The sequence below is a fragment of the Corynebacterium sp. HMSC034E11 genome (genome assembly GCF_001835905.1).
Taxonomy (GTDB): Bacteria; Actinomycetota; Actinomycetes; order Mycobacteriales; family Mycobacteriaceae; genus Corynebacterium; species Corynebacterium coyleae.
In genome coordinates this window covers 1-24,756 of sequence record NZ_KV826412.1, presented here as the reverse complement: position 1 = coordinate 24,756, position 24,756 = coordinate 1, and the positions used below count along the sequence as shown (strand labels likewise).

Genomic DNA, 24,756 nt, shown 5'->3' with positions numbered 1-24,756 from the left:
AAGTGGATAAAGGAAGGTGCTGCGATGGAATTCACCCCATACACGCTGCTTACCGACATCGGATGGATCTCCCTCCTCCTCATCGTCGGCAACGTCCTGCGCAACCGACTGCGCGTACTGCAAGCATTGCTGCTGCCCGCACCGATCACCGCAGGCCTGCTCGGGCTCATCCTCGGGCCGGAAGTCCTCGGCCTGATTAACTGGTCCGACCAGGTGGGCACCTACACCACGCTGCTCATCGCGGTGGTGTTCGCGTCGATGGCGTACTCGATGCAATTCGGCGGCTCCGTGGCCACCGGTGCGCGCAACATGTGGGGCTATTCCACCGCAATGTTCATGGGCCAGTGGGGCCTATTCATCCTGCTTGGCATCTACCTCTTCGCACCCGTATTCGGCACCGAGCCGTGGTTCGGCATGATGCTGCCCGTCGGCTTCGTCGGCGGCTTCGGCACCGCAGCGGCCGTCGGCTCCGCGCTTGAGGAGATCGGCGTTGAAGGCGCATCCTCTCTCGGCTTCACCTCCGCCACCGTGGGCACCCTCGTGGCGATTGTCGGCGGCGTGATCATGGCCAACTGGGGCATCCGCAAAGGCAAGGCGTCCCAGCTCGCGGGCGATCTTCCCGACGACCTGCGCACCGGCTACATCCGCAACGAGGAAGAACGCCCCTCCATCGGCAAAGCCACCACCAACCCGTCGTCCATCGAACCGCTCGCACTGCACGCCGGCTTCATCGTGTTCACCGTGCTCATCGCGTACCTGCTGAACACGCTGATCAAGGGGCAGTGGCCAAACGTGTCCATCCCGCTGTTCGCCATGTCGTTCGTGGTCGGTCTGGTCGGCCGTCTTGCCTTGCGACTCGCCGGGCGCCCGAACTACCTCGACGGCTCCACCATCAACTCCATCTCCGGCGCTGCCACCGACTACATGATCGCCTTCGGCATCGCGTCTATCGTCCCCGCCGCACTCGCCGGCTACTGGCAGGCACTGGTTGTCATGTTCGTCCTGGGTACCGTGTTCTGCGTGGTCTGGATGCTGTGGGCCGGCCCGACCTTCTTTGGCGAAAACTGGCTCGAGCGTGGCCTGTTCGGCTGGGGCTGGGCCACCGCCGCCGTGGCCACCGGCATCGCGCTGCTCAAGATGGTCGACCCGAAACTCAAGTCCGGCACCCTCAACGAGTACGGCGTGGCCTACGTCGGCTTCGCCCCTTTCGAAATCGGCATGACCATCCTCGCACCGATCGCCGTCATCGCCGGCTTCACCACCGGCTTCGGCTGGGTGTCCTTCGCCGTCGCCGTGGGCGTGGTCGTGCTCGCCTACGCGCTCAAGTGGGTGCCTGTGCGTAACGACGACCGCAGCGCCTCCCCGGCAAGGGAGTAGCTACACGGGTTTCCTTTTAAGCACTGAATGGATGTATTGCTGCCCCGCTAGCCAGGATGCGGCAGCGGGGTTCATTGAATGCATAAGGCGTGCGGATATTCGATGAACACGGATCAATTGCCCAGGGTCAAGCAGCGGTTCTAGATGGCTTGCACGATTTCGTGCGTGCCGTACTGCATTTGCCCACTGGTAAATGACAGCGGGATTAGCGCTCTGGAATTCGGAAGCGTTCCGAGCAGTAAATGCATGCTTGAGAGTCTCGTCCCAAATCCGCATCCGGGGATTTTGAGGAGAAGAAACCTGGGGTTGAGGCAAGATGAAAAGCCATGAACCGAAAGGCAAAGCCGCGACAAGGTCGTCATGAGAAGGATTCGGCTTTGCACAATTGCCAAGTTCGTCTCGTAGGGCTGGTTCCGCTTTTTGCCAAAGTGGCCTTTTGCGTGGTGGCGAAATAATCTGGCGAAGTCGAGGTGCAGGATCCTTTAGCCAGTCCCTTGTGTACGCACAAGTACGGTTTGGATCATTAACCGGTTGGGATGCATTCCAAGTTTGAAGGCGTGAATTGATGCTGTTTCTGAGTTGTACTTCGACCATACCTGTGGTCGCAGCGACAGCTCCCGCCATCTCGATATTCCAAAGGTAGAGCAGAAGTGCTTGTTTTTCTGAGCCCCCGGCTGCCTGTATGTAAGTTTTGAAGCGAGGGTCAGAAAGAGCACGCGTAATCGAATATGTAGTTTGCTTCTGCACAAAACTATATATACAGTTGGTTCTCACAAGACGGGTTAAAATCCGGTAATTAAGAGAATGTCCGCTAGGTGCAGTCGCGCCCAGCGGCTTTCTTTTTGTCGCTTAACCCGTAACAACCGTGAGGCAAACGCGCCCCTGATCGTCTAGCTGCGTTTTTGTGCAACTAGACGATCTTTCTTTTATCGACCATCGTTTCCATCATCACCTGGGGAAACATTTTCGACGAAAGCTGATCGTCTAGCACGCACTGCCGCGCAACTAGACGACCAGCACTAAGGGCGTCGCGTTGATCGTTAGACTGAGTCGTTATGGAATGGGGTATGAAGAGATCGTCCAGCGCCTTTTGGAGAAGAGTAAAGAAGCCTTCATTCTTGCGTTGGAGCTTTACAACCGTCCGACTCTGAAATATCACGCTGAGTCCTGCTCGATATTTCTTTGTAATGCTTGGGAGCTCATGCTCAAGGCGTACTTAGTCAAAGAACGAGGAGTCGAGGCTATCTACTACCCCGATGAGTCGGGGAAGACGATCGCGCTTGCAGATTGCCTGAAGAAAATTTTCACGAACGACAAAGATCCACTACGGGTGAACATGGCCGAGATCATCCGTTTCCGCAACATCAATACGCACTTCATTACTGATGAGTATGAGATCTTTATCGGTCCATTCTTGCAGAAGTCGGTGATGAATTATGCAGACAAACTGCTCGAGCTGCATGGGGAGTCGGTAAGCGAATTAATTCCGGAAAATCACCTCACGCTTGCTGTGCGTCGTGGCGCTATTGATCCCGACGTAATCCGGGCAAAATATGAACCACACGTCGCGGAGAAGCTCCTTAAAATGAGACAGTTTGCAGCAGACGCGGCTGGTACAGGCGAAGGGGGAGCCGCTGCTGCGATTTATGAGACGAACCTCCGCATCGTCAAGAAGTCGAAGGATGCTGATCTCAATGTCTACATCGATAGCGATGCTGATGCGGGCATTGCCATTGTCAAGGATGTCCGCGATGCAGCTAGTTACTATCCATACACCAAAAAATTGGCGGTTAACGAGGTGCTCAAGCGCCTCGCTAAGTCGAAGACAACCATCTATCACCGTGGAGAAAAACGCAGATTTAACAAGTATGACTTCGATCTTTTCATCAAAGTTTTTCAACTCCGGGACGACGAACGGTACGCCTACGACCGCAGTACGGCTGGAGAGAATGCGACAATGTGGACATATTCCCAGCAGGCCGTCGAGTTTGTAGTTGGTTATCTGCAGAAGGACCCAGAAGGGTGCCTCGACGCGCTTAAGAGAAAAGTAGGAAAATAAAAACGCCAACCCTCGGAGCAAAGGAATTCTCAGGCCGAAGCCCTACTCCCATTCGGGAACCCAGCTTTATCCTTCTCGGGTTGGCGCTGTAGTCATAATGCTAATTGCACATGTTGTCTTGCACAACACTTATTTGCCTATCGGGGAGCAGTGTTGGGCAAAAAACATGAGGTAAAAACGTTGAAAAACGTGTCTTCAAAGCCCTTTGGTCTTTTAAAGGAGCTGGCCTCCCCTGGTCGTCTAGCTGCGTTTTGCGCAACTAGACGATCTTTCTTTTATCGACCATCGTTTCCATCATCACCTGGGGAAACATTTTCGACGAAAGCTGATCGTCTAGCACGCACTGCCACGCAACTAGACGACCAGCGAAAACGCCCCGCAAAACACCCCGTCAAACACCCCACCAAACCCACCTTGAGCCACTCCCGCGCAACTTTTTTCGTGTTGACAGGAACAGACTCAACTTCTCGTGCGTTACACATAGTGCGAAACAAAATTTAGGCACGAAAGGATGATGCGATATGGCATCGAAGTACACACAGAAAACGCAGGAGGCTTTGCAGCAGGCGCAGATGCGTGCGTCGGCTGCGGGGAACCCGGATATGCGCCCGGCTCATGTGCTTGAGGCGTTGCTGAAGCAGGACGGCGGCATTGCTGCCCCGGTGCTCAAGGCCACGGGTGTGGATCCGGAGACGGTGGCGCGCGAGGCTGGCGAGCTGATTAGTGGTTACCCGAGCGCGGAGGGCCAGGGCATGGCCAACCCGGGGATTAATAGGGATCTGCAGACGGCGCTGAGTGTTGCGCAGGATCTTGCAGGTGAACTTGGGGACGAGTACGTTTCCGCCGATGTTCTCCTCGCCGCGGTTGCGAAGGGTAAGGACGATGCGGCTGAGTTGCTGCAGAAGCGTGGCGCAACGTTTGAGGCGCTCAAGGAGGCGTTCCCGTCGGTTCGTGGTGGCAAGAAGGTCACCTCGGAGAATCCGGAGGATCAGTTCCAGGCGCTGCAGAAGTACTCGACGGACCTGACTGCTCGTGCGCGTGAGGGCAAGATTGATCCGGTGATCGGCCGCGATTCGGAGATTCGCCGTGTGGTTCAGGTGCTTTCCCGTCGTACGAAGAACAATCCGGTGCTGATCGGTGAGCCGGGCGTCGGTAAGACTGCGATCGTTGAGGGGCTTGCGCGCCGCATTGTGGCGGGCGACGTCCCGGAGAGCCTGAAGGGCAAGACCCTGATTTCGTTGGATCTTGGCTCGATGGTTGCGGGTGCGAAGTACCGCGGTGAGTTCGAGGAGCGTCTGAAGGCTGTGCTCGATGAGATTAAGGAGTCGAACGGCCAGATCATTACGTTTATCGACGAGCTGCACACCATCGTCGGCGCCGGCGCCACCGGTGATTCCGCGATGGATGCCGGCAACATGATTAAGCCGTTGCTGGCTCGCGGTGAGCTGCGTCTGGTCGGTGCGACGACGCTGGATGAGTACCGTCAGTACATCGAGAAGGACGCCGCCTTGGAGCGTCGCTTCCAGCAGGTTTACGTTGGGGAGCCGACGGTCGAGGACACGATCGGCATCCTGCGTGGCCTGAAGGAGCGCTACGAGGTGCACCACGGTGTGCGCATCCAGGACTCGGCGCTGGTGTCGGCGGCGGAGCTTTCCAACCGCTACATCACGAACCGGTTCCTGCCGGATAAGGCAATCGATCTTGTCGACGAAGCCGGCTCCCGCTTGCGCATGCAAATCGATTCTTCCCCGCAGGAGATTGATGAGCTGGAGCGTATTGTTCGTCGTCTAGAAATCGAGGAGATCGCGCTGCAGAAGGAGTCTGACGCGGCGTCGAAGCAGCGCCTCGAGCACCTGCGCGAGGAACTTGCTGATCAGCGCGAACGCCTCGGTGAGATGAAGGCTCGTTGGGAGAACGAGAAGGCTGAGGTGAACAAGGTCCAGTCTGCGAAGGAGGAGCTCGAGCGCCTGCGCAACGAGTCCGAGATCGCGGAGCGTGACGGCGACTACGCCAAGGTCTCCGAGCTGCGCTACGGGCGCATCCCTGAACTGGAAGCGGAGGTGGCCAAGGCGGAGTCCGAGGCCAGCAACAAGACGATGCTGGAGGAGGAAGTCACGCCGGACATCATCGCCGATGTCGTCTCTTCCTGGACGGGCATTCCAGCCGGCAAGATGATGCAGGGCGAGACCGAGAAGCTGCTCAACATGGAATCTGTGCTGGGTGAGCGTGTCGTCGGCCAGAAAGAAGCCGTCGTCGCGGTGTCGGACGCGGTGCGTCGCTCCCGTGCGGGCGTGGCGGATCCGAACCGTCCGATCGGCTCGTTCCTCTTCCTCGGCCCGACGGGTGTGGGTAAGACGGAGTTGGCCAAGTCGCTTTCGGAGTTCCTTTTCGACGACGAAACCGCAATGATCCGCATCGACATGTCCGAATACGGTGAGAAGCACTCGGTTGCGCGCCTGGTCGGTGCCCCTCCGGGATATGTCGGCTACGACGCTGGCGGCCAGCTCACTGAGGCTGTTCGTCGTCGCCCGTACTCGCTCGTGCTTTTCGACGAGGTAGAGAAGGGCCACCCCGACGTCTTCGACGTGCTTCTCCAAGTGCTGGACGAGGGGCGCCTCACCGACGGCCAGGGCCGCACGGTCGACTTCCGCAACACGGTGGTGATCCTGACCTCCAACCTGGGCGCCGGTGGCGACCGCGACCAGATCATGGAGGCTGTGAAGCGCCACTTCAAGCCGGAGTTCATCAACCGTCTCGACGATGTTGTGGTGTTCGATCCGCTGAGCAAGGACCAGTTGGTCGGCATCGTCGACATCCAGCTGGAGGGCCTGGCCGAGCGTCTCGCCGCCCGCCGCCTGGTGCTGGAGGTGTCGGATTCGGCGAAGTCCTGGCTCGCAGATCGCGGCTACGACCCGGCCTACGGTGCTCGTCCGCTGCGTCGCCTGATCCAGCAGGCGATCGGTGACCGTCTGGCGAAGAAGTTGCTGGCCGGTGAGATCCGTGACGGCGACACCGTCCACGTCGATGTTGCCGACGGCGGCGAGTTCCTCGACGTCACCGCTGGCGCCACCGCCGCCTAGTTCGGTGCTGTCGCTGTAAGCCCAGGTCGGGTGGAGAAAATCCGCCCGGCCTTTTCTTCTGTACGCTCCTTTTCCCGGACATTTGTCGCTTAATGAAAACGTGTTTCAATTCACTCGACGTACCCCGGTGTGGTCCGTATCATTCATGGCGACCGTCCCCTTTAGGAAAGGAGCACCACATGTCCACCCCAACTTCTATGCGCGCAGCAGTTGCCGAACAGTTCGGCCCAACCGTCAATGTCAAGGAAATCGACCTTCCCAAGCCGGGCCCGTTCCAGGCACTGGTGAAGCTCTCCGCCAGCGGCATCTGCCACACCGACCTCCACGCGGTGGAAGGTGACTGGCCGGTAAAGCCGGCTCCGCCGTTCGTGCCTGGTCACGAGGGCGTCGGTGAGGTCATCGAGTTGGGTCCGGGTGAGCATTCGGTCAAGGTTGGCGACATGGTCGGCAACGCTTGGCTCTGGTCCGCATGTGGTGAATGCGAGTTCTGCCGCACCGGCCGTGAGACGTACTGCAAGCAGGCAGAATACGGCGGCTACACGGTGAATGGATCCTTTGGCGAGTACATGCTCGTGGATACGCGCTACGCCCCGCGCATCCCGGAAGGCGCCGACCCGGTCGAGGTCGCACCGATCCTCTGCGCTGGCGTCACCGTCTACAAGGGCCTGAAGGAAGCGCAGACGAAGCCAGGCCAGTTCATGGTCATCTCCGGCATCGGCGGCCTCGGCCACCTCGCGGTGCAGTACGGCGTGGCCATGGGCATGCGCGTGATCGCGGTGGACATTGCCGACGACAAGCTCGAACTCGCCAAGGAACTCGGCGCCGAGTTCACCGTTAACGCTGCTAACACCGACCCGGGTGAGGCCGTGCAGGAGTTCACCGACGGCGGCGCGCACGGCGTGCTGGTCACGGCGGTGCACCCGGCTGCATTCGGCCAGGCCATCGCGATGTGCCGCTCCAACGGCACGATCGTCTTCAACGGCCTGCCTCCGGGGGAGTTCCCGGCACCGATCTTCGACATCGTGCTGCGCGGCATCACCATCCGCGGCTCGCTGGTCGGCACCCGTCAGGACATGGCGGAGGCGCTCGACTTCTACGCCCGCGGCGAGGTGAAGCCGCATGTCACGGCGTGCGAGCTCGACGACGTGAACAAGGTGTTTGAGGACATGCGCAACGGCAAGATCGCTGGCCGTATGTCCATCAAGTACTAGGCGTTCCGCTCTTCGCCTGTGGCGTGTTTTTCTGTACACTAGCCGACAGACCGTCTTGATAGACCTTGTCTTCGGCGGTGAGGGTCTTGTTGAAGCATTTGTTGCTTGCAAGGCCCTCGTTTCGTTTAGCACTGTGACTTCGTCGAAGGGGGCGACGGCGCACAGCCACCGAAAGCCCACAAACCAACAACCCTTCCACCAACCCTTCCAACAATCCGGCCACTCCGCGATACACTGCCCCTTATGCAGCCGACTACGACGATTCTCACCCGTGTTGTCATTCCTGGTGTGGAGAGTGAGCAGCTTCGGGCTCAGCAGATTGGGTCGAATTTGTTTGTGGTGGCGAGTGTGCCGTTCGTCGATACGACGCTCGCATTGGGGGACATTGTGGAGTGCGTGCTGGTCGGGGGCACGTTCCACGTGGATCGTGTGGTGGTGCGTGGGGGCGCGTCGACGGTGCGTGTGTTGCCGGAGGATGAGAGTCCGCAGGAGATTGCGGCGACGCTGCTGGCGTTTGGTTGTCGCGTGGAGTTGGGCCCTGGCGGCATGTTGGCGGCGAGCATTGGTGCGGATTGTCCGCGCGAGGGGATCGCGGAGTGGCTTGGCGGTTTGGCGGAGCAGGGTGCGATTCAGCTTGCTCCGGGCTATATGGCTTAGCAGCGGCACCAACCGCCTTACACCGCGCCCCGACCCCGAAACCTCGTTACACTTGCGCGCATGAGCGTTTTCGTTTCTGCCGCGGATCTCAATGAACGTATTCAGGCTGGCCTGAAGCAGACCGTTATTGCTTCGCTGTGGGAGCCGGAGGCCGGTAAGGCGTGGTCGAAGTTTCAGTCCGAGCATGTGCCGACGGCGTTGTTTTGTGATCCGTCGTCGCAGTTGGCGGGGCTGCCGGGGCGCAAGGCGGGGCGTAACCCGTTGCCGGCGTTTGGTGTGGTGAAGAAGGCGGTTGCGAATTGGGGGATCGAGGAGGATCGCCCGGTGTACATCTACGACGGTGGCAACGGGCTGTTCGCGGCGCGCACGTGGTGGATTTTGCGTTGGGTGGGCGTGACTGATGTGCACATCGTGGATGGTGGGTTTGCGGCGTGGAAGCGCGAGAAGCTCCCCACGGTGGCGGGCCCGGGTGGCATTGTGGTGCCGCGCGAGCCGGAGCGCCTGGAGCCGGGGAGTATGCCGACGGCGTCGATGGAGGATGTCCGCGAGTTTGAGGGCATGATCCTGGACGCGAGGAGCGCGCGCCGTTTCGCAGGCCGCCGCGAGATCCTGGACCTGCGCGCGGGTCACATTCCGGGTGCGGTGAATCTGCCGGTGACAGATCTTTTCGACGACACCACGCACCTGATCAAGGACACCAACACCATCCGTGGCCGCCTGGCGGAGGTCGGTATCACCCAGAACACGGATCCGGAGAGCGTGATTACGTATTCGGGTTCGGGCAACCACTCGGCGAAGTTGTTGGCGGCGATGGAGCACGCTGGCCTGCCGGTGTTGACGCACTATGTGGGCGGTTGGTCGCAGTGGAGTGCGAATAAGGAGAACCGCGTGGTTACGCGTGTTTAGCGTGTCGTGTCGGCGGGCGCTGTAACATCGTCGCTGATGATTGCTGTGCTGTTAGTTCTCGCGTTTGTGGCGCTCGCCGCTGGTGTTGCGCTGTTTGTCGCTGATGCGCGTGAACGAAGCCCACGGCGTACGTGGGCGCGGCAGCACGGATTTACGTTTGCCAAGGTAGACGATCTGCTGGCGGCGGAGTGGCGTCGTGGTGCGGCGTCTGCGGGGGCGACGGCGCGCGAGGTCGTGTCGGGCTCCGCGTTCGGCCATGATCTGCACTTGGCGGATTTAGGGGAGACGACGGTGCTCGCGGTACCCACGGGCCGCGAGGCGGATGTTGTGGTGGATATGCGCCGCGACGGGTTCGAGCCGACACAGCGCGACGATGACCTGGTGGAGGCCACCCGCGAGGGCGCGTTCACGGTCCATGCCACGAGTGTTGGCCCTGCGCGCAGGCTTATCGACGACCGCGTGCGCACCGCCTTATCCACCCTCCCGCCCGCAGTCAACGCGGTGTGGTTCGAGGGGGCGTGGGTGATTGCCCAGTTCGCGCCGGGGTCAACGGCGCAGGATTGGGATGCGTCGTTGGCCGCGGTGGCGCTGCTGGCGGATGCTGCGCGCACACTCCCGCCGGTCGAGGATGCTCCGTTGTGGGTGGGGGAGGAGAAGGTGCAGGGGGTCGTCGAAAAGCAAGCGGGCCCTGAGCGGCCGGAAGATCCGGTGGAGCTGCCCACGCGGGTCACGGGTGGGGAGCGCGGTGAGGTCGAGGAGCGCGATCTTGGTGGCGACGATGTTGCCGCGATTGCTGGCGACGAGCGCACCGGCACCGACCTGACACGGGTCAAGCGTGTGCAGGGACCGTCGTCGATTTTTGATTCTGAGGAGAAATGATGAAAGAACAACTTGCTGAACTGGTCAAAGAGCTTGCCGTGGTGCACGGGAAGGTAACGCTGTCGTCGGGCAAGGAGGCTGATTACTACGTGGATCTGCGTCGCGCGACGCTGCACCACGAGGCCAGCCCGCTGATCGGCAAACTGCTGCGTGAACTCACCGCTGACCTGGACTTCGACGCTGTTGGCGGCCTGACCCTGGGCGCGGACCCAGTGGCTACTGCCGTGATGCATGCGGAGGGGCGCCCGATCGACGCGTTTGTGGTGCGCAAGGAAGCGAAGAAGCACGGTATGCAGCGCCGCATCGAGGGCCCGTCCATCAAGGGCAAGCGCGTGCTGGTGGTGGAGGACACCACCACGACCGGCAACTCCCCGCTGACCGCCGTGGAGGCCTGCCGTGCGGAGGGCGCCGAGGTGGTTGCGGTGGCCACGGTGGTCGATCGTGCGACGGGTGCGGACAAGGTGATTGCGGACGCCGGCCTGGAGTACCGCTACCTGCTGGGCCTGGAGGATCTCGGGCTTGCCTGAGCTAGAAAACAGCGCCGGGGACGGCGCAGAGCCAGCAAAGGGCCCGACCGAGTGGATGGAGGGCCGCCACGGTGTGGACCCCTGGGAGGGCGAGTGGCCGGATGATCCGCGCTACGACCCGGAGTACCTCGAACACGGCGACACCCGAAACGTCGTCGACGCCTACCGTTACTGGTCGCTGGACGCGGTCGTCGCAGATCTGGATACGCGCCGGCACCCGTTCCATGTCGCGATTGAGAACTTTGAAAACGACATGAATATCGGCACCGTCGTGCGCACCGCGAACGCGTTTCTGGCCAAGGAGGTCCACATCGTGGGCCGGAAGCGTTGGAACCGGCGCGGCGCGATGGTGACGGACCGCTACCAACATATTCGTCACCACGAAACGGTCGCGGATCTCATCGAGTGGGCGAACGGCGAGGGCATCGCTGTCGTGGCCATCGATAACACCCCCGGATGCGTACCCCTGGAAACAGCCGAGCTGCCCCGCGAGTGCGTGCTCCTCTTCGGGCAGGAAGGCCCCGGCGTGACCGAGGCCGCCCAGGAGGCGGCGGTGATGACCTGCTCAATCGCCCAATTCGGCTCGACGCGCTCGATTAACGCGGGCGTGGCGGCGGGGATTGCCATGCATGCCTGGATCCGCCAGCATGCAGACCTGTCTCACGCGTGGTAGCAAAACGGCGCGGTCTGGCAATATAACAGGCAAAATAACTGGCAACACACGTGGAAACGTCACTACTTAGAGGAGACATCAGTGCCTGAAACCTGGGCGCATCGTGCTGATTTGGCGGAATCGGCAATTACTGAACGTCACGCCCAGAAGCTCTGGATGTTGCCGAAAACCAACATGGCGGTCGTCGCCTGGCCGCCGGGGCTGAAAGACAAGCTGTTTTGGCACTGGCATTACTGGTGGCAGGCGCAGTACCTGGATTGCCAGGTGGATGCGGCGATGCGACGTCCGACGAAGACGCGTCGGCGCCGGATCCTCCAGACGATGCGCACGATCCAGGGGCGTAGCCGCGGCCGCTTGACTCGCAACATTTACTACGACGACAAAGCGTGGCTCGCGCTTGCCTGGGCGCGTGCGGGGCAGTTGCCGAAGAATAACGGCAAGGTGTCGTCGAAACGCTCGAAGGTGCTCGAGGATCTGGAGTTTGACCTGCTCTCGGGCATCGACCCGGTGGTGGGCGTGCTGCCGTGGCGTACGGGGGAGACGTTCTACAACATTCCGTCGAACGCGACCGCCGCGATGGTGTTCGCGCGCACCGGCCGGTTGGATAAGGCGCGCGAGATCGTCGACTGGATCTTTGACAACCTGGTGCGCGAGGACGGTCTGCTCAGCGACGGTGTTCGGATGCGTATGTCGGGGCCTGAGGTCGTCGATAAGATTTACACCTACAATCAGGGCACGGTGCTCGGCGCGAGCCTGGAGATCGCGCTCGCGCTGCGCGAGGATGTCGGCCTGGCCCACGACGAACCCATCGACTCGTTCGAAAACTCCGAGCGCGCCGATGCTTCCATGTTCTACATCACCCACATCCGCGCGATCGTGCAGGCCATCGCCCTGGAGATGGCCACCCCGCACGGCGTGCTGCTGAGCCCACCGGAGGAGTCCGGCGAGGGCGACGGCGGCCTGTTCAAGGGCATCCTCGCGCGCTACCTCGCCGACGTGGCCACGCGTCTGCCGGAGGATTCGAAGGAGAACATCGCCACGAAGAAGATCGCGGCGCGCCTGGTCATGCAGTCCGCCGAGTCGCTGTGGTCGCACCGCCTGGAGGTCGACGGCCTGCCGGTTTTCGCCGCGGAGTGGACCGAGGATGCGCGACTGCCGCATAACTATGGGTTGGGGCCGGCGTCGATTAGCGAGGCCGTGGGGCTCGTGCGTATCGACGAACGCGACCTCTCCGTCCAACTCTCCGGCTGGATGCTGCTTGAAGCAGCGGCGAAGGTGTCTGCAGCAATGGCGTAATATCGTGGGCACCGTTGTGGCAAAGGGAGGTGCTCGGGACGCATGCAGAAGAACAAGCGGGCGTTGATCGTCGTTGATGTGCAGGCAGGATTCCTGTCCGACTACACGTCGCGTTGCCTACCGCGCGTGCACGAGCTCCTCGCTTCTGATGAGTTTGACCTGGTTATCGCTACCAGGTTTTTCAACCCTGATGGGTCGGCGTTCCGTACCCGCATTAACTGGGATCGGTTGTCCTCGCCTGAGGAAGTGCAGCTCGATCGGCTCGTGGAAGAGCGCGCGGACATCATCATCGACAAGGACACCTACGGTTGCGGCGAGGCTTTGCTTTCTGCACTGAAGTCTCACGGGATTTCGGGGGCTACCCTTGTCGGCATTGATACTGACGTGTGCGTTTTGCAAAACGCTGCGTACCTCTTTGACCATGGCGTCAATGTTGATGTGGACCTAGCGGGTTGCGCCACAAACGGTGGCCCCGAAGCAGACGCTGCCGCGGCACGTCTGATGGGGCGGACAATCGGTTATAAACACACGCGCGGACACACCGCAGCGTAGGAACAATTTCGGGGGGCGAAATGCAGTGGGGGTTTACAAGATACGAGTTTGCGCCGACAGATGTCGGTGGGCCGATCACAGATGCGCGCGTCATAGCTCGTATCGAAGGCGAATTCCGAGCTCTCGGGTGGGAGCAATGCACGGAAGTGTTTGGTACGCGCGATCGCGCATTGTTGCTGCCACGCACGTATGCAATCGTCTCAAAGGGCGATACCTTGCTTTACCTTTCCCAATCCGGGTACGGAGTGGCCCGATACCAATTCGACTACCGCGCTGATATCGGGGAAGAGCCAGTTGCATCCGTGGCAAACGCGCTTCGGGATCGTGTTCTGTTCCAACAATCACTCAGCGATTCACCGGATGAGGCAGTGCGTGAAGTCGAAGAATTGATTCGGCGCATTCGGAAGATTCAGGAGCGTTACCGTCGGGAACTCTTCCGAGGTTCTGCAAACGACGCGGTGCACGAATATTCATTCTCGGTCTACGCGGTATCTGAGCCCGTCGACGATCGCTTGGTCCACGCGCTTCTGCATCCAAGAGATGTTGGTTGTTCCCTAGGACTGGATCAAGCCAACCTTCCGTCGACCAACCACTTGGTAGACCGAATCAATGGAACAATCCCAAATCTTCCGTGCCCGATCATTGATAGTCAAGGGCACCGTTTCTGGAGCAGCTGGTCGGCCAGCGTTATCGGGGCAAGTTGTTCAGGACTAGAGGAACTCGTCTCACTTAGTGAATTCAGAGTTCAGTCGACCTGGGTCGCTGCACACAAGACCGCGAAGATGGCAGCACAGGTTGACCTCGCAGATCTCGATTCGAAGGGATCCTCCAAAATGCGATTCCTCCAGTCTGACTTTGTATTGGTTGTCGCACGGCACCGTGAACGCTTAGGGGCTCATTCACCTGCACTCCACTCAAGCTTGTTGGACGAAATCAATCGTTCGAGTGATCTCGACGCCGAAATAGCTCGAGCCGAGACAAACCTCGAATCTGCTGTTGCAACGATGGCGTATTACGACGAACGCTCGAACCTAAAAGGCCGAAGACTCATTGAATTCGCAGCGTGGGTTTTCGGTGTAGCGGGTCTAGCCGAGCTTCTTGTCGAGCTTCCACTCCGCCCAAACACGTTTGCTACCCACCCGTTTTCTTTCGCTGCGTGGCTCCTCTTGGCCACTGTTGGGGGCATTGTGGTTTTCCGTCAGCGGTAGTTTTCTAAAACGGGCATACTGGTGTGCGTAAACGGTCCCAATCCCAGGAGGATTTTCATGCCTATCGCAACCCCCGAGGTCTATAACCAGATGCTGGATTCCGCCAAGAAGGGCGGCTACGCGTTTCCAGCGATTAACTGCACGTCTTCGGAGACGATCAACGCGGCCATCAAGGGGTTCGCGGAGGCGGAGTCGGACGGCATCATTCAGTTCTCCATCGGTGGTGCGGAGTTTGCGTCTGGTCAGGCTGTGAAGAACAAGGTGACGGGCGCGAAGGCGTTGGCTGCGTTTGCGCATGAGGTGGCGAAGCATTACGACGTCAACATTGTACTGCACACCGACCACTGCCAGAAGGAAGTGCTCGACGACTACGTGCGTCCGCTGATCGCTTACTCCCAGGAGCGCGTGAACGCCGGCGAGCTGCCGTTGTTCCAGTCTCACATGTGGGATGGTTCCGCGGTTCCTATCGACGAGAACCTGGAGATCGCCCAGGAACTCCTTGCTAAGGCTCGCGCTGCGAACATCATTCTCGAGGTGGAGATTGGTGTTGTCGGTGGTGAAGAGGACGGCGTTGAGGCGAAGGCCGGCGCGAACCTGTACACCTCGGAGGAGGACTTCGCCAAGACCGTTGATGCCCTGGGTACCGGCGAGAACGGCCGTTACCTGCTGGCGGCGACCTTCGGCAATGTCCACGGCGTGTACAAGCCGGGCAACGTGAAGCTGCGCCCCGAGGTCCTGGATATGGGCCAGAAGGTTGCGGAGAAGAAGCTCGGCCTGGCTGAGGGCACGAATCCGTTCGACTTCGTCTTCCACGGCGGCTCCGGCTCGGAGAAGGAGAAGATCGAGGAGTCCCTACGTTACGGCGTGATCAAGATGAACGTGGACACGGATACTCAGTACGCGTTCACCCGCCCGGTTGTGTCGCACATGTTTGAGAACTACGACGGTGTGCTCAAGATTGATGGCGAGGTGGGCAACAAGAAGATGTACGACCCGCGTTCCTACCTGAAGAAGGCCGAGAACGCTATGGCTGAGCGCGTCATCGAGGCGTGCCAGGACCTCCACTCGGTGGGCAAGTCGGTTTCCAAGTAAGCCACTGCTTATCGACGACACCACCTCCCCGGGCCCACAGCCCAGGGAGGTTTTCCCTTTCGGGCCTAAGCTGTTTAACCATGGCTAAGCAGAGGATGGGCACGCGCGCCCGACTGCAGTTGGTTGATAAGTCGCTGCAGTCGCGGGTGAAGCGTGTGCGGAAGCGGTTGTTGCCAATTTTGCAGATCGCCTTGGCCGCCGGGTTCGCGTACTACATTGCGCACGACGTGATGGGTCACGCCCGGCCGTTTTTCGCCCCGATTGCCACGGTGATCATCATTGGCATGACGGGCGGCGACCGTGTGTCGAAGTCGGTGGAGATGGCCATGGGCTGCGTGCTCGGCGTGCTGGTGGGCGACCTGATTTTCTACCGGCTCGGCGCCGGCGGCTGGCAGATCGCGGTGATTGTCGCCGGGTCGTTGTTGATCGCATCGTTTTTGAGCAAGTCGGTTCTGGTGAATAACCAGGCTGCGATCGGTTCGATCCTGATCGCGACAATCATGCCGCCTGGTAGCGAGTTCACCGGCGTGGACCGCACTATCGACGCCATCATCGGCTGCCTGATCGCAATGGCAGTCATCGCCCTGGTGCCTCAGGCTCCGATGTCGGAGGCCCGCGCGGAAGTGTCCAAAGTGATGGGCATCGTCTCTTCGGTTCTCGACGACGTGGCCACCGGCCTCCGCGAACGCAACCCCAACATCATCGACGAGGCCCTCGAGCAAATCCGTGGCACCCAAACGGGTATCGATGACTTAGCCGCCGCGATCAAGTCCGGCGAAGAAGCCAGCCGTGTCTCCCCGTTTTTGTGGGGCACTCGCCGCTACATCAACTCCCTGGCACGCGTGATCCCGCCGGTGGATAACGCGGTGCGTACCTCCCGTGTGCTCGCGCGCCGGGCTCACGTTCTTGTCGAGGACAGCGACACCATCACCGAACAACAAATCGAGCTCTTGGACACCTTGTCCCGCGTCTGCCTCGAACTTTCCGAGGTCTACGACGTGAACTCCCGCGTCGCCCAGGCCACCGTCATCCCGGAGTGCGTCAACGAGTTGCGTGCTGCGGGCCAGGCCGCCGGCATGGATATCGTCCCCAAGGATGCCGTCCTGTCCGCCTACGCCATCCTCGCGCAGACCCGCTCCCTGATCGTGGACCTGCTGATGGTGTGCGGCATGTCCCGCGAGTCCGCCCTCGCCGCCCTGGTGCCTACTTCCATGACGCCGAAGTACGAGCCCGAAACCTTCGACTTCGACTAGTTTCACGCCGCCCTGTTGCCGGCGCCGGTGAGCCGCCCTTCCGCCGCGCCGCCCTGTTGCCCGCCCTGCTCCCTGATCGTCTAGCTCCCTCGCGGCACAACTAGACGATCTCGCCGCTACCGAACATCATGTGCAATATCACCTGGGAAAACTTCGAACCCGAATGCTGATCGTCTAGTAGGGAGCCTAGCCGAGCTAGACGATCAGCAAAACGAACAGCAAAAAGCCCCGGTTAGGAACATTCCCAACCGGGGCGAAAGCCAGGGGCGAAAGCCAGGGGCGAAAGCCAGGGGCTAAGCCCCTATGCAGGTTTTACTTGTTGTCTTCGACGATGCCGTCGGTCTCGAAGCGCTCCTTGCGCACCTCTTCAGAGACGCGCTCGGTGTCGCGGACGGTGTCCTTCTCCAGGGAAACCTTCTCTACCGGGACGGATTCCTTGGATACGGTGACGCGGTCCTCGTGAAGCGTGACGGATGCTTCCTGCTCGCCGATGTTGCCGTCGTAGTTTGCGCGGTCTGCGTCGGTGATCGGCTCGCGTACGATGCGGACTTCCTCGCGCTCGACCGGGACCTCGACGGTTTCGGTCTCCTCGACGACGTACTTACGCAGGCTGACCTGGCCGGATTCGACGCGGTCCTTGGAGACGTTGAGCTGCTCCTCGGAGCGGATCAGTTCGCCGTCGACGTCGGTGGTGCGGTCTGCGGCAGCGGCGCGCTCATTATCGACGACACCACGCTCACCGGCACCAGCACCAGCACCCGCGGCACCAGCACCCGCAGCACTAGCAGCACCGACACCGGCACCAGCAGCGGCGTGCTTACCGGTCTCGTAGGTGGTCACGTCCTCGGTGGTCTCCAGGCCGTAGTGGCGGTAGAAGGCGTCCTGGTCCTGGGTGGTCAGGTGGCCGTTTTCGTCGAGATCCGGTGCGTCCTCGATGCGGTCCTTGGAGAATGCGAGGTGCAGGTCGCCGTCGCGAAGCGTGTGGCCACGCAGCGGGACGATGGAGTCGCCGCCACCGAAGAGGCCGTGGCTAACGGATACGAAGTCCGGCTGGCCGGAGGAGTCGTTGACGTAGACGTCCTTGACGCCGCCGACCTTGTCGCCGTTGACGTCGTATGCGGTTGCGTTTGCAAGATCCTCGATGCGGTTGAGGTTAGTCATTGTTGTTTCTCCTTTTGATTTGTTGTTGCGAGAACGATTCCGACCGTAACGACGATCAACCGTTCTGGCAGCGGACCCAACCTGAGCCTCGAAAAGTAGAACGGGTGTTCGAGCGACAAACACGACAAGTTCAGGTAGTCCCATGGAAACCGCCAACAGCCAGCGGAAACGAAAGTCTGAAAGGTGGCAAAACGTTCAGCGAAATGAACGCAATGTGTCAGTTAGGTAACAGCGAGCTACCAATCGCATAGAGAAAACGCGAAATGTGAAGTCCGCCAGAGCGTGAATATAATTCCTGAAACTATGCCGAACGGACCGCCTGAATGTCGCGCAGGTGGCGGTAGAAGGTGACGCGGGAGACGGGTCGGGGGCGCAGGTGGTCGTCGATACGCACTGCGATCTCATTGCCACCGGATTGCAGGGCGCGACCGGTGAGGGTGCGGCTGCCGTCGAGGCGTGCGACGGGTTGGCGGCGTAGGAAGCGGCGGGTGGGTACGAGTGGGCTGGTGAAGGGGGCGGCGGCGATGCCGGGCGCGTCGACGGTGGGCACGAGGCGTGCGCCGTATTCGACGCCGGGGTGGACCAGCACGTCCGAGTCGACGACGACTTCGCCGTAGTAGGGCGTGGCGCCGTCGTCAGTAAAGAGCTCCGCGGATCCTGCAACGACCTCGCCGAAGTCGGTGCGGATGCAGGGGATGGGCCGCACGGGCCCGCCTGCAGCAAGATCCGCAGACTCCGCGCCCCAGAGCACCGCCGCGGGCGATTGCGGATCCGCGGGCACGTACCCGACCTCCACCCACATGCAATCCGCGCGCATCAGGCGGGTGAGCACGAGCCCGAGGGCGCGGTCGCTGCCTGACACCACAACACGCAACGGCTCAGAGGGTTGCTGCGGCGCAAACGTGGGTGCGCCGAGGTGGTCGACGGCGGGGTTTTTCTGGATCTCGTCAAGCGACGGGGTGGGATCTGAGGGGAGCACTTCGCGCGCGATGGCGTCGAGAAACTTGAGGTCGCGCTGGGTGGGGTGCGCGGGGAGTTGGAACGTTTCTGCGCCCGGAATTGAGGGTTCGGGGGACGCGCCGCATGCGCAGTGGATGAGCCGCATGGCGCTCACGGTACAATATGCCCGTTCATACGCCATATTTAAGGAGTGCGTGATGTCCGCCATCATCATCGTGGGCGCCCAGTGGGGCGACGAGGGCAAAGGCAAAGCAACTGACATTCTCGGCGGTCGGGTCGACTACGTGGTTAAGCCCAACGGCGGTAATAACGCTGGGCACACGGTGGTTGTCGGTGGGGAGAAGTACGAGCTGAAGTTGTTGCCCGCCGGCGTCCTGTCCGAAAACGCTACCCCGATTCTGGGCAACGGTGTGGTGGTCAACCTTGAGGCGTTGTTCGAGGAGATCGACGGTCTTGAGGCGCGCGGTGCGAATGCGTCGCGGTTGAAGATCAGTGCGAATGCGCATTTGGTGGCGCCGTATCACCAGCAGTTGGATCGTGTGCAGGAGCGTTTCTTGGGCAAGCGCGCGATTGGCACGACGGGTCGCGGCATCGGCCCGACCTACGCCGACAAGGTCGCTCGCGTGGGCCTGCGCGTGCAGGACGTTTTCGACGAGTCCATCCTGCGCCAGAAGATCGAGTCTGCGCTCGATGTGAAGAACCAGATGCTGGTCAAGATGTATAACCGTCGCGCGATTTCGGTCGAGGAGACGATGGATTACTTCGGCCGTTACGCGGAGCGCCTCGAGCCGATGGTGATTGATGCGGAGCGAGTGCTTAACGACGCCCTCCTCGCCGGCAAGCACGTCCTCATGGAGGGCGGCCAAGCCACCATGTTGGACGTGGACCACGGCACCTACCCGTTCGTGACGTCCTCGAACCCGACCGCCGGCGGCGCGTGTGTGGGTGCGGGTATCGGCCCGACCAAGATCACGGGCGTGCTGGGCATTATCAAGGCGTACACCACCCGCGTGGGTGCGGGCCCGTTCCCGACGGAACTGTTTGACAAGTGGGGCGAGTTCCTGCAGGTCACCGGCGGTGAGGTCGGCGTGAACACCGGCCGCGTGCGCCGCACCGGCTGGTACGACAGCGTGATCGCGCGCTACGCCTCCCGCGTCAACGGCTTTACGGACCTGTTCCTGACCAAGCTTGACGTGCTCACCGGCATCGGCGAGATCCCGATCTGCGTGGCCTATGACGTGGACGGCAAGCGTTTCGACGAAATGCCGATGACCCAGACCGACTTCCACCACGCAACGCCGATCTACGAGACGATGCCCGCCTGGGACGAGGACATCACCGGCTGCCGCACCTTTGAGGAGCTGCCGCAGAAGGCCCAGGATTACGTGCTGCGCCTCGAGGAACTCTCCGGCGCGCCGATCTCCTACATCGGCGTCGGCCCGGGCCGCGACCAGACCATCGTGCGCCACGACATCATGGAGCGGTAGGGGAAGTGGCACAGGGCGGACGTGATCTGGCCGATTATGTTGCCGCTGCCAGCCAAGAATGTAGCGTCACTGACCATCGGTTGTGCAACGGGCTACGGACTTGTGAAACACTAAGTGAGTTACTCGTTTCCTCGGCTGATCACTCAGAGGGCGTAGGGGCAGATTATGTGCACCTCCCGGGTGAGCCAACGAGCTGCTGGACGACTGCGCAGCTCCTTCGGCTTGTCTCGGACAATCTGCGGCGATTGAACGTCCCAGACAGGTTGCGTCGTGATACTCAAATCACGTCCGCACTTGGCAAGTTGGCCGATCGCGGTCTGTCCGCCGATGCGATCATCCGAACTGGATTCGGGCCGATGTTGATCGATTTTGTCCTTGAAGGAGCGTTAGCGTGCCGGCAGCTCGTGCTGGAAAAAGAACGCGGGAGTGATGAACTGCTTCTGGGAGAATGGGCTGATCTTCTTATTGCAAGTCCAGAGCTTCAAGGCGTAGCAGCAGGAGACCGGAGCTTGGCCCGAGCTAGGGCGATGAATGGGTCTTTTGTTCGGGAGGTGCAACGTTGGCTTCAAGAGGCGCCTATTGCGCATCTCGTTGGGTGGCGTTACTCAACAGACCAGTCTCTTGCCGATGATGAGGATCTGTTTTTGCTCAATGGCCGTGACGCAACGGTTTGGGTATGTGAGCGGTTTACAAAAACGTATCTAGACGAGTGGGCTAGTGAGTCCCTGCTGTGGGAGCTGACTTTCATAACGAAGCCCGGTGCGGTTCAGGGATTAGCCCAATTTGACGTTGGTCTTCTGGAGGAACGCAGAGTCTCTTTGTTTGATGTAACCCAAGAGCTCGCTAGGCGCGCGACTTCACAAATTGCGCCCTATCAGCGGGGGCCATTGGCTGAGCTGGAGAAAGCACAGAAATCCGTAATTGCCGCATTAGACAAAGGTGACGTGGACCAGGCGGTCAACCTGGCAAGTGAAAACATAAACCTGTTTCCTAATGAGCCAGAGGTGAAGAGAAACTTCGGGTTCTGCATTATTGGAGAAAACCCGGAGCGCGCCTTGGAGACGTTGAAGCTCTACCAACCGGTAGAGGAGGGGTCGCTGGTCAGCACGCTCAATCATTTCAATCTCGTCGCCGCTTCATACCGCTGCAATAGGGATGCGCCACTAGAGAGTATCCAGTTTCTGATTGATGCTTTGCCCGCCGGTATGCCGACGGGATCGATGTGGTTGTGGGAGCCTGAAACCCTGAGGGATACGCCTACCGTTGTGCCGATTGAGTTGGAAGCGTGGAGGCGCCGCATGCTAAGAGTTCTGGGCTTGTTGGATCAGTGATTCCACCGGCAGGAGGAGATGGAGCGGTTCTCCTGGCATTTCATGAAAGTTAGCGTTATGGAGGTAGAACTGTTTTGCGCTTTCATCGTGTGCGTGGATGAGGATCGCTGCCGCACCGATTATCTCCGCTGCGGCGATCGCGCGTCTAAACATGTCCTGTAATAGGGATTTGCCTAGTTGTCTGCCTTGAGCGCGCGAATCGACAGCGAACCGCCCCAGAAGGATGATCGGAACATCCTTGGGACGGTTGTTGCGGAATCGCTTGGGCAGGGCATCTCGGCTGACTCCGCCCGATGCGAGAGCGTAGTAACCAACTACCTTGTCGTTAAGCGTTGTCACGTAGGTGACAGAATTGTTGGCGCGTTGGTTTTTCCAAGCGTTTTCTTTGAGCCACTTGTCTAGGCTTTCCACCCCGCAGGAGAAACCTGCAACATCATCTTCCTTTTCGATCGTTCGCGGAGGTTGGATGATGTCCCTAGTCAAGGTGGAACTCCTTTCCGAAGACGGAGTCGGATGCGAGAAGGCGCGCTAGTTTCGTGCCGTCGACGGGGGTATCGAGGGCTTTCTCGAATTTGGCGAAGTCTTCGTCGCTCAATTCGAACCAACGGCGATCGGCAAGAATCTTTTCCGCTTCGATCATTGCGCTGCCGAGCACGAAATCGGACACCGGAACATCCTGGGCTTCGGCGGCACTTCGTAGCGTCTCGTCCTGGACCTCTGTTGTCCTGAGGTGAAGTCGCTTAACTTTTGGCTGAGTCATAGGGACCACTGTCCTTACTTTTGTGTGGTGAGGTCTTCAAGCAACGTGTAGAACCTGTGCGCACAATGTACGCCACGCTGCCTCGCGCCTCAAGTTGAGGGGTGAGAACGTGCGTTGATGGCACTATGTGATCGTCACCAACCCCACCGTCAGCAAGCGACCCTATGCAAAATTTCACAACCTAAGAAAAGGGGGATTGCGGTGTGGGTTTTGCCATGTGGAGAGGCTTGAACGCTTTGAAGAAGCTTAAAGAATTAAAAGCATTATCAAGCGAAAGAAACAAAATATTGCAGACACTTGTCTAACTCCTTACTCTCGGCTATGTCGTCTCTGTGTGACATGTGTCAAAGACGGGGCACAAAGAGATGCACGTATCTAACCGAAGGATCATTTTCGAGGGAAGGAATTTCGGTGAAGAAGAACTACATTTCCCGCCGCCGCGGCACTTCCATTGCCGCAGCCGCGCTGTCGTTTGCGTTGGTTGCGCCGTTCGCACAGCCAGTTGCGTTCGCGCAGGAGGAAGCGCCTGCTGCTGAGTCTGAGCAGAATTCGCCTGCTCCGGTGGTTGATGAGAACGGAATCATTGATGCGGACATGATCGCCAGCGGTCGTGTCACCAAGGCCGCGAACCTGACTGATGCACACGGTGTTGGTAAGGGCTTGATCTCGGGCCACGTCTACTTGACCACCCCTGGCGGTAACCCGGGTGCGGCGTATGACAACGGCAACGTGAAGCTCGACGGCATCACCGTCTATGCCCAGTTCCGTGACAAGGACGGTTCGTACTCGCCGATCTTCAAGGCGCAGACGCACACGCTGCCGGACGTCGTCGGTGGTAACGGCGGTCAGGGTACGTTTGCGTTCGGTACTGGCGATAAAGGCATTACCTGGACGGACAAGCTTGGCCGTGAGCACACGTGGTCTGCCCGTACGGACCAGAAGCACCGCATCTGGGTTGAGCCGTTTACCAACGAGCGCGGCAACAACGTTGTCATGTTCCGTCAGGCCAACGGTTTCGTCCCTGGCTCGTTCAACGGGCTGGTTGAAGGGCCGCTGGGATCCTTTGGCGTTGCTGACGCGAACATTCAGCTCATGGCTGCGTTCTACCAGGAAGTCCCGCCAAGCCACAAGGAAAGCTGGATGGCTGCCAAGGGCGACAGGCTGGTCGAGGACCCCGAGGGCCCGATCGGTCTGGCGTCAACCCAGACTGACGTACCGAATACCGTTTCCGGTCGCGTGTGGCTGGAGACCGGCGGTCCGGACAAGGGCATCGTGGCCACCGGCCCGTCGTACAACGGTATCGACGAACCCGCGGACGGCTACACCGTTTACGCATCCACCCTGACCAAGGATGGTGCCGCGGCAAACCAGGTGCTGCACGAGCAGTACAAGAACGACCCGGCGAAGTTGGCCGAGGCGACCAAGCAGATGCTCGAGGACAATCCGGAGTACATCCTCAAGACCGTCTACGGCAAGACCGATAACGAAGGCCGCTACACCCTGCGCTTTGGCAACTACGAGAAGGGCCAGGTCCGCGAGGATATCCTCAACCCGAACCACATGTTCGTGTGGGTGGAGAACAAGGACGGTGTGGTCCAGAACGGCTACACGGGCTTCCACACCCCGATCTTCCAGCGCTTTAACGGCGGTGGAAACTTCAAGGCGGCGGCTTCCCCGGGCGAGAACCAGCTGCCGATTAACTTCAACGGTCTTCCGTACCAGGAACTGAACTCGCTGTACAACGTTAACTACGCGGTCATGCCGTACACCCCGGTGTCGATCACGGCTGATTACAACGCGACGGATAAGCCGGCTGCACCTGGCGTCACGGTGACGCCGGAATTCCACGGCAACCTGTCCACGCTGCCGTCGAAGGTGGAGTGGCGCGACGCTAAGGGCAAGGTCCTCAAGACGTGCGACCTCGACCAGTCCAAGGGTATCAAGGCCCAGGTCGCAGCGTGCACCTTCGACATCCCGGATGATGCGAAGAAGGGCGACTTCTTCAACGTGGTCCTGGTCTCTGGCGGCAATGATGTTTCCGCATGGACCGTGCTGGTCACCCGCGACGCGGACGAGTACACCCCGTCCTATGAGGACAAGCTCGTTGTCCCGGGCGAGGAGACGAAGTCTGCTCCGACCTTTACCAAGGTCGACGAGGATGGCAACGAGACCGAGGAGAAGGTCGACGCTCCGGAGGGCTCCAAGTTCGCAATTCCAGGGGACTTCAAGGCTCCTGAGGGCTACGTGGTCACTATCGACGAGAACACCGGTGAGATCACCGTCACCT

21 protein-coding genes are annotated in these 24,756 nt (G+C 60.2%); 17 read left to right on the top strand and 4 right to left on the bottom strand.

The window, feature by feature from the left end:
• The first annotated feature begins 24 nt into the window (after positions 1–24).
• The 14 genes from HMPREF2690_RS08225 to HMPREF2690_RS08160 all read left to right on the top strand — a co-directional run bounded on the left by HMPREF2690_RS08225 (position 25) and on the right by HMPREF2690_RS08160 (position 16,770).
• Positions 25–1,377 (top strand): sodium/glutamate symporter, encoded by a 1,353-nt coding sequence (locus tag HMPREF2690_RS08225; protein ID WP_070820640.1) that lies wholly within the window; start codon positions 25–27, stop codon positions 1,375–1,377.
• 1,060 nt (positions 1,378–2,437) lie between these two features.
• Positions 2,438–3,436, top strand: a complete 999-nt coding sequence (locus HMPREF2690_RS08220; protein ID WP_070820639.1) for a DUF3644 domain-containing protein — start codon at positions 2,438–2,440, stop codon at positions 3,434–3,436.
• 521 nt (positions 3,437–3,957) lie between these two features.
• Positions 3,958–6,516, top strand: a complete 2,559-nt coding sequence (clpB, locus tag HMPREF2690_RS08215; RefSeq protein WP_070820638.1) for an ATP-dependent chaperone ClpB — start codon at positions 3,958–3,960, stop codon at positions 6,514–6,516.
• A 179-nt stretch (positions 6,517–6,695) separates the two neighbouring features.
• Positions 6,696–7,727, top strand: coding sequence for an alcohol dehydrogenase AdhP (gene adhP / locus HMPREF2690_RS08210; protein ID WP_070423267.1), 1,032 nt, complete (start codon positions 6,696–6,698; stop codon positions 7,725–7,727).
• A 243-nt stretch (positions 7,728–7,970) separates the two neighbouring features.
• Positions 7,971–8,384, top strand: a complete 414-nt coding sequence (locus HMPREF2690_RS08205; RefSeq protein WP_070820637.1) for a DUF4265 domain-containing protein — start codon at positions 7,971–7,973, stop codon at positions 8,382–8,384.
• A 60-nt stretch (positions 8,385–8,444) separates the two neighbouring features.
• A complete protein-coding gene (locus tag HMPREF2690_RS08200; protein ID WP_070423264.1) occupies positions 8,445–9,290 on the top strand; it encodes a sulfurtransferase in 846 nt (281 codons plus the stop codon).
• 36 nt (positions 9,291–9,326) lie between these two features.
• Positions 9,327–10,169 (top strand): type III secretion system chaperone family protein, encoded by an 843-nt coding sequence (locus tag HMPREF2690_RS08195; protein ID WP_070615438.1) that lies wholly within the window; start codon positions 9,327–9,329, stop codon positions 10,167–10,169.
• A complete protein-coding gene (pyrE, locus tag HMPREF2690_RS08190) occupies positions 10,166–10,696 on the top strand; it encodes an orotate phosphoribosyltransferase (RefSeq protein WP_070423263.1) in 531 nt (176 codons plus the stop codon). Before HMPREF2690_RS08195 ends, pyrE begins: the two co-directional genes overlap by 4 nt.
• A gap of 55 nt (positions 10,697–10,751) precedes the next feature.
• Positions 10,752–11,369, top strand: a complete 618-nt coding sequence (locus tag HMPREF2690_RS08185; RefSeq protein ID WP_070820654.1) for a TrmH family RNA methyltransferase — start codon at positions 10,752–10,754, stop codon at positions 11,367–11,369.
• An 81-nt stretch (positions 11,370–11,450) separates the two neighbouring features.
• Positions 11,451–12,665: a glycoside hydrolase family 76 protein gene (locus tag HMPREF2690_RS08180; protein WP_070615435.1), complete on the top strand. Its 1,215-nt coding sequence runs from the start codon at positions 11,451–11,453 to the stop codon at positions 12,663–12,665.
• A 42-nt stretch (positions 12,666–12,707) separates the two neighbouring features.
• On the top strand, positions 12,708–13,217 hold the full coding sequence (locus tag HMPREF2690_RS08175) for a cysteine hydrolase family protein (RefSeq protein ID WP_070423261.1): 510 nt from the start codon (positions 12,708–12,710) through the stop codon (positions 13,215–13,217).
• Between the two features lie 20 nt (positions 13,218–13,237).
• On the top strand, positions 13,238–14,425 hold the full coding sequence (locus HMPREF2690_RS08170) for a hypothetical protein (RefSeq protein WP_070820635.1): 1,188 nt from the start codon (positions 13,238–13,240) through the stop codon (positions 14,423–14,425).
• Between the two features lie 57 nt (positions 14,426–14,482).
• On the top strand, positions 14,483–15,517 hold the full coding sequence (gene fbaA, locus HMPREF2690_RS08165; RefSeq protein WP_070820634.1) for a class II fructose-bisphosphate aldolase: 1,035 nt from the start codon (positions 14,483–14,485) through the stop codon (positions 15,515–15,517).
• Between the two features lie 80 nt (positions 15,518–15,597).
• Positions 15,598–16,770, top strand: a complete 1,173-nt coding sequence (locus HMPREF2690_RS08160) for an FUSC family protein (protein WP_070820633.1) — start codon at positions 15,598–15,600, stop codon at positions 16,768–16,770.
• A gap of 312 nt (positions 16,771–17,082) precedes the next feature.
• On the opposite strand, the gene HMPREF2690_RS08155 is transcribed toward HMPREF2690_RS08160, so the two are convergent.
• The gene (locus tag HMPREF2690_RS08155) at positions 17,083–17,931 is read right to left on the bottom strand and encodes a PRC and DUF2382 domain-containing protein (protein WP_070820632.1); all 849 of its coding nucleotides are present in this window, start codon (positions 17,929–17,931) and stop codon (positions 17,083–17,085) included.
• Between the two features lie 301 nt (positions 17,932–18,232).
• Entirely contained in the window at positions 18,233–19,036 is an 804-nt protein-coding gene (locus tag HMPREF2690_RS08150; protein ID WP_083320352.1) for a hypothetical protein, read from the bottom strand.
• Positions 19,037–19,088: 52 nt separating this feature from the next.
• Here HMPREF2690_RS08150 and HMPREF2690_RS08145 point away from each other — a divergent pair, with 52 nt between their 5' ends.
• Positions 19,089–20,378: an adenylosuccinate synthase gene (locus tag HMPREF2690_RS08145; protein WP_070820630.1), complete on the top strand. Its 1,290-nt coding sequence runs from the start codon at positions 19,089–19,091 to the stop codon at positions 20,376–20,378.
• Between the two features lie 245 nt (positions 20,379–20,623).
• The gene (locus HMPREF2690_RS08140) at positions 20,624–21,709 is read left to right on the top strand and encodes a hypothetical protein (RefSeq protein ID WP_141739371.1); all 1,086 of its coding nucleotides are present in this window, start codon (positions 20,624–20,626) and stop codon (positions 21,707–21,709) included.
• On the opposite strand, the gene HMPREF2690_RS08135 is transcribed toward HMPREF2690_RS08140, so the two are convergent.
• Both HMPREF2690_RS08135 and HMPREF2690_RS08130 read right to left on the bottom strand, forming a co-directional pair.
• A complete protein-coding gene (locus tag HMPREF2690_RS08135) occupies positions 21,680–22,192 on the bottom strand; it encodes a GNAT family N-acetyltransferase (protein ID WP_070422117.1) in 513 nt (170 codons plus the stop codon). The genes HMPREF2690_RS08140 and HMPREF2690_RS08135 overlap by 30 nt on opposite strands.
• A complete protein-coding gene (locus tag HMPREF2690_RS08130) occupies positions 22,185–22,469 on the bottom strand; it encodes a type II toxin-antitoxin system TacA family antitoxin (protein WP_070422119.1) in 285 nt (94 codons plus the stop codon). The genes HMPREF2690_RS08135 and HMPREF2690_RS08130 overlap by 8 nt, the downstream gene beginning before the upstream one ends.
• A gap of 411 nt (positions 22,470–22,880) precedes the next feature.
• On the opposite strand from HMPREF2690_RS08130, the gene HMPREF2690_RS08125 reads away from it, so the two are divergent.
• The coding region (locus HMPREF2690_RS08125) for a YPDG domain-containing protein (protein ID WP_210401390.1) at positions 22,881–24,756 on the top strand (1,876 nt) is incomplete at its 3' end.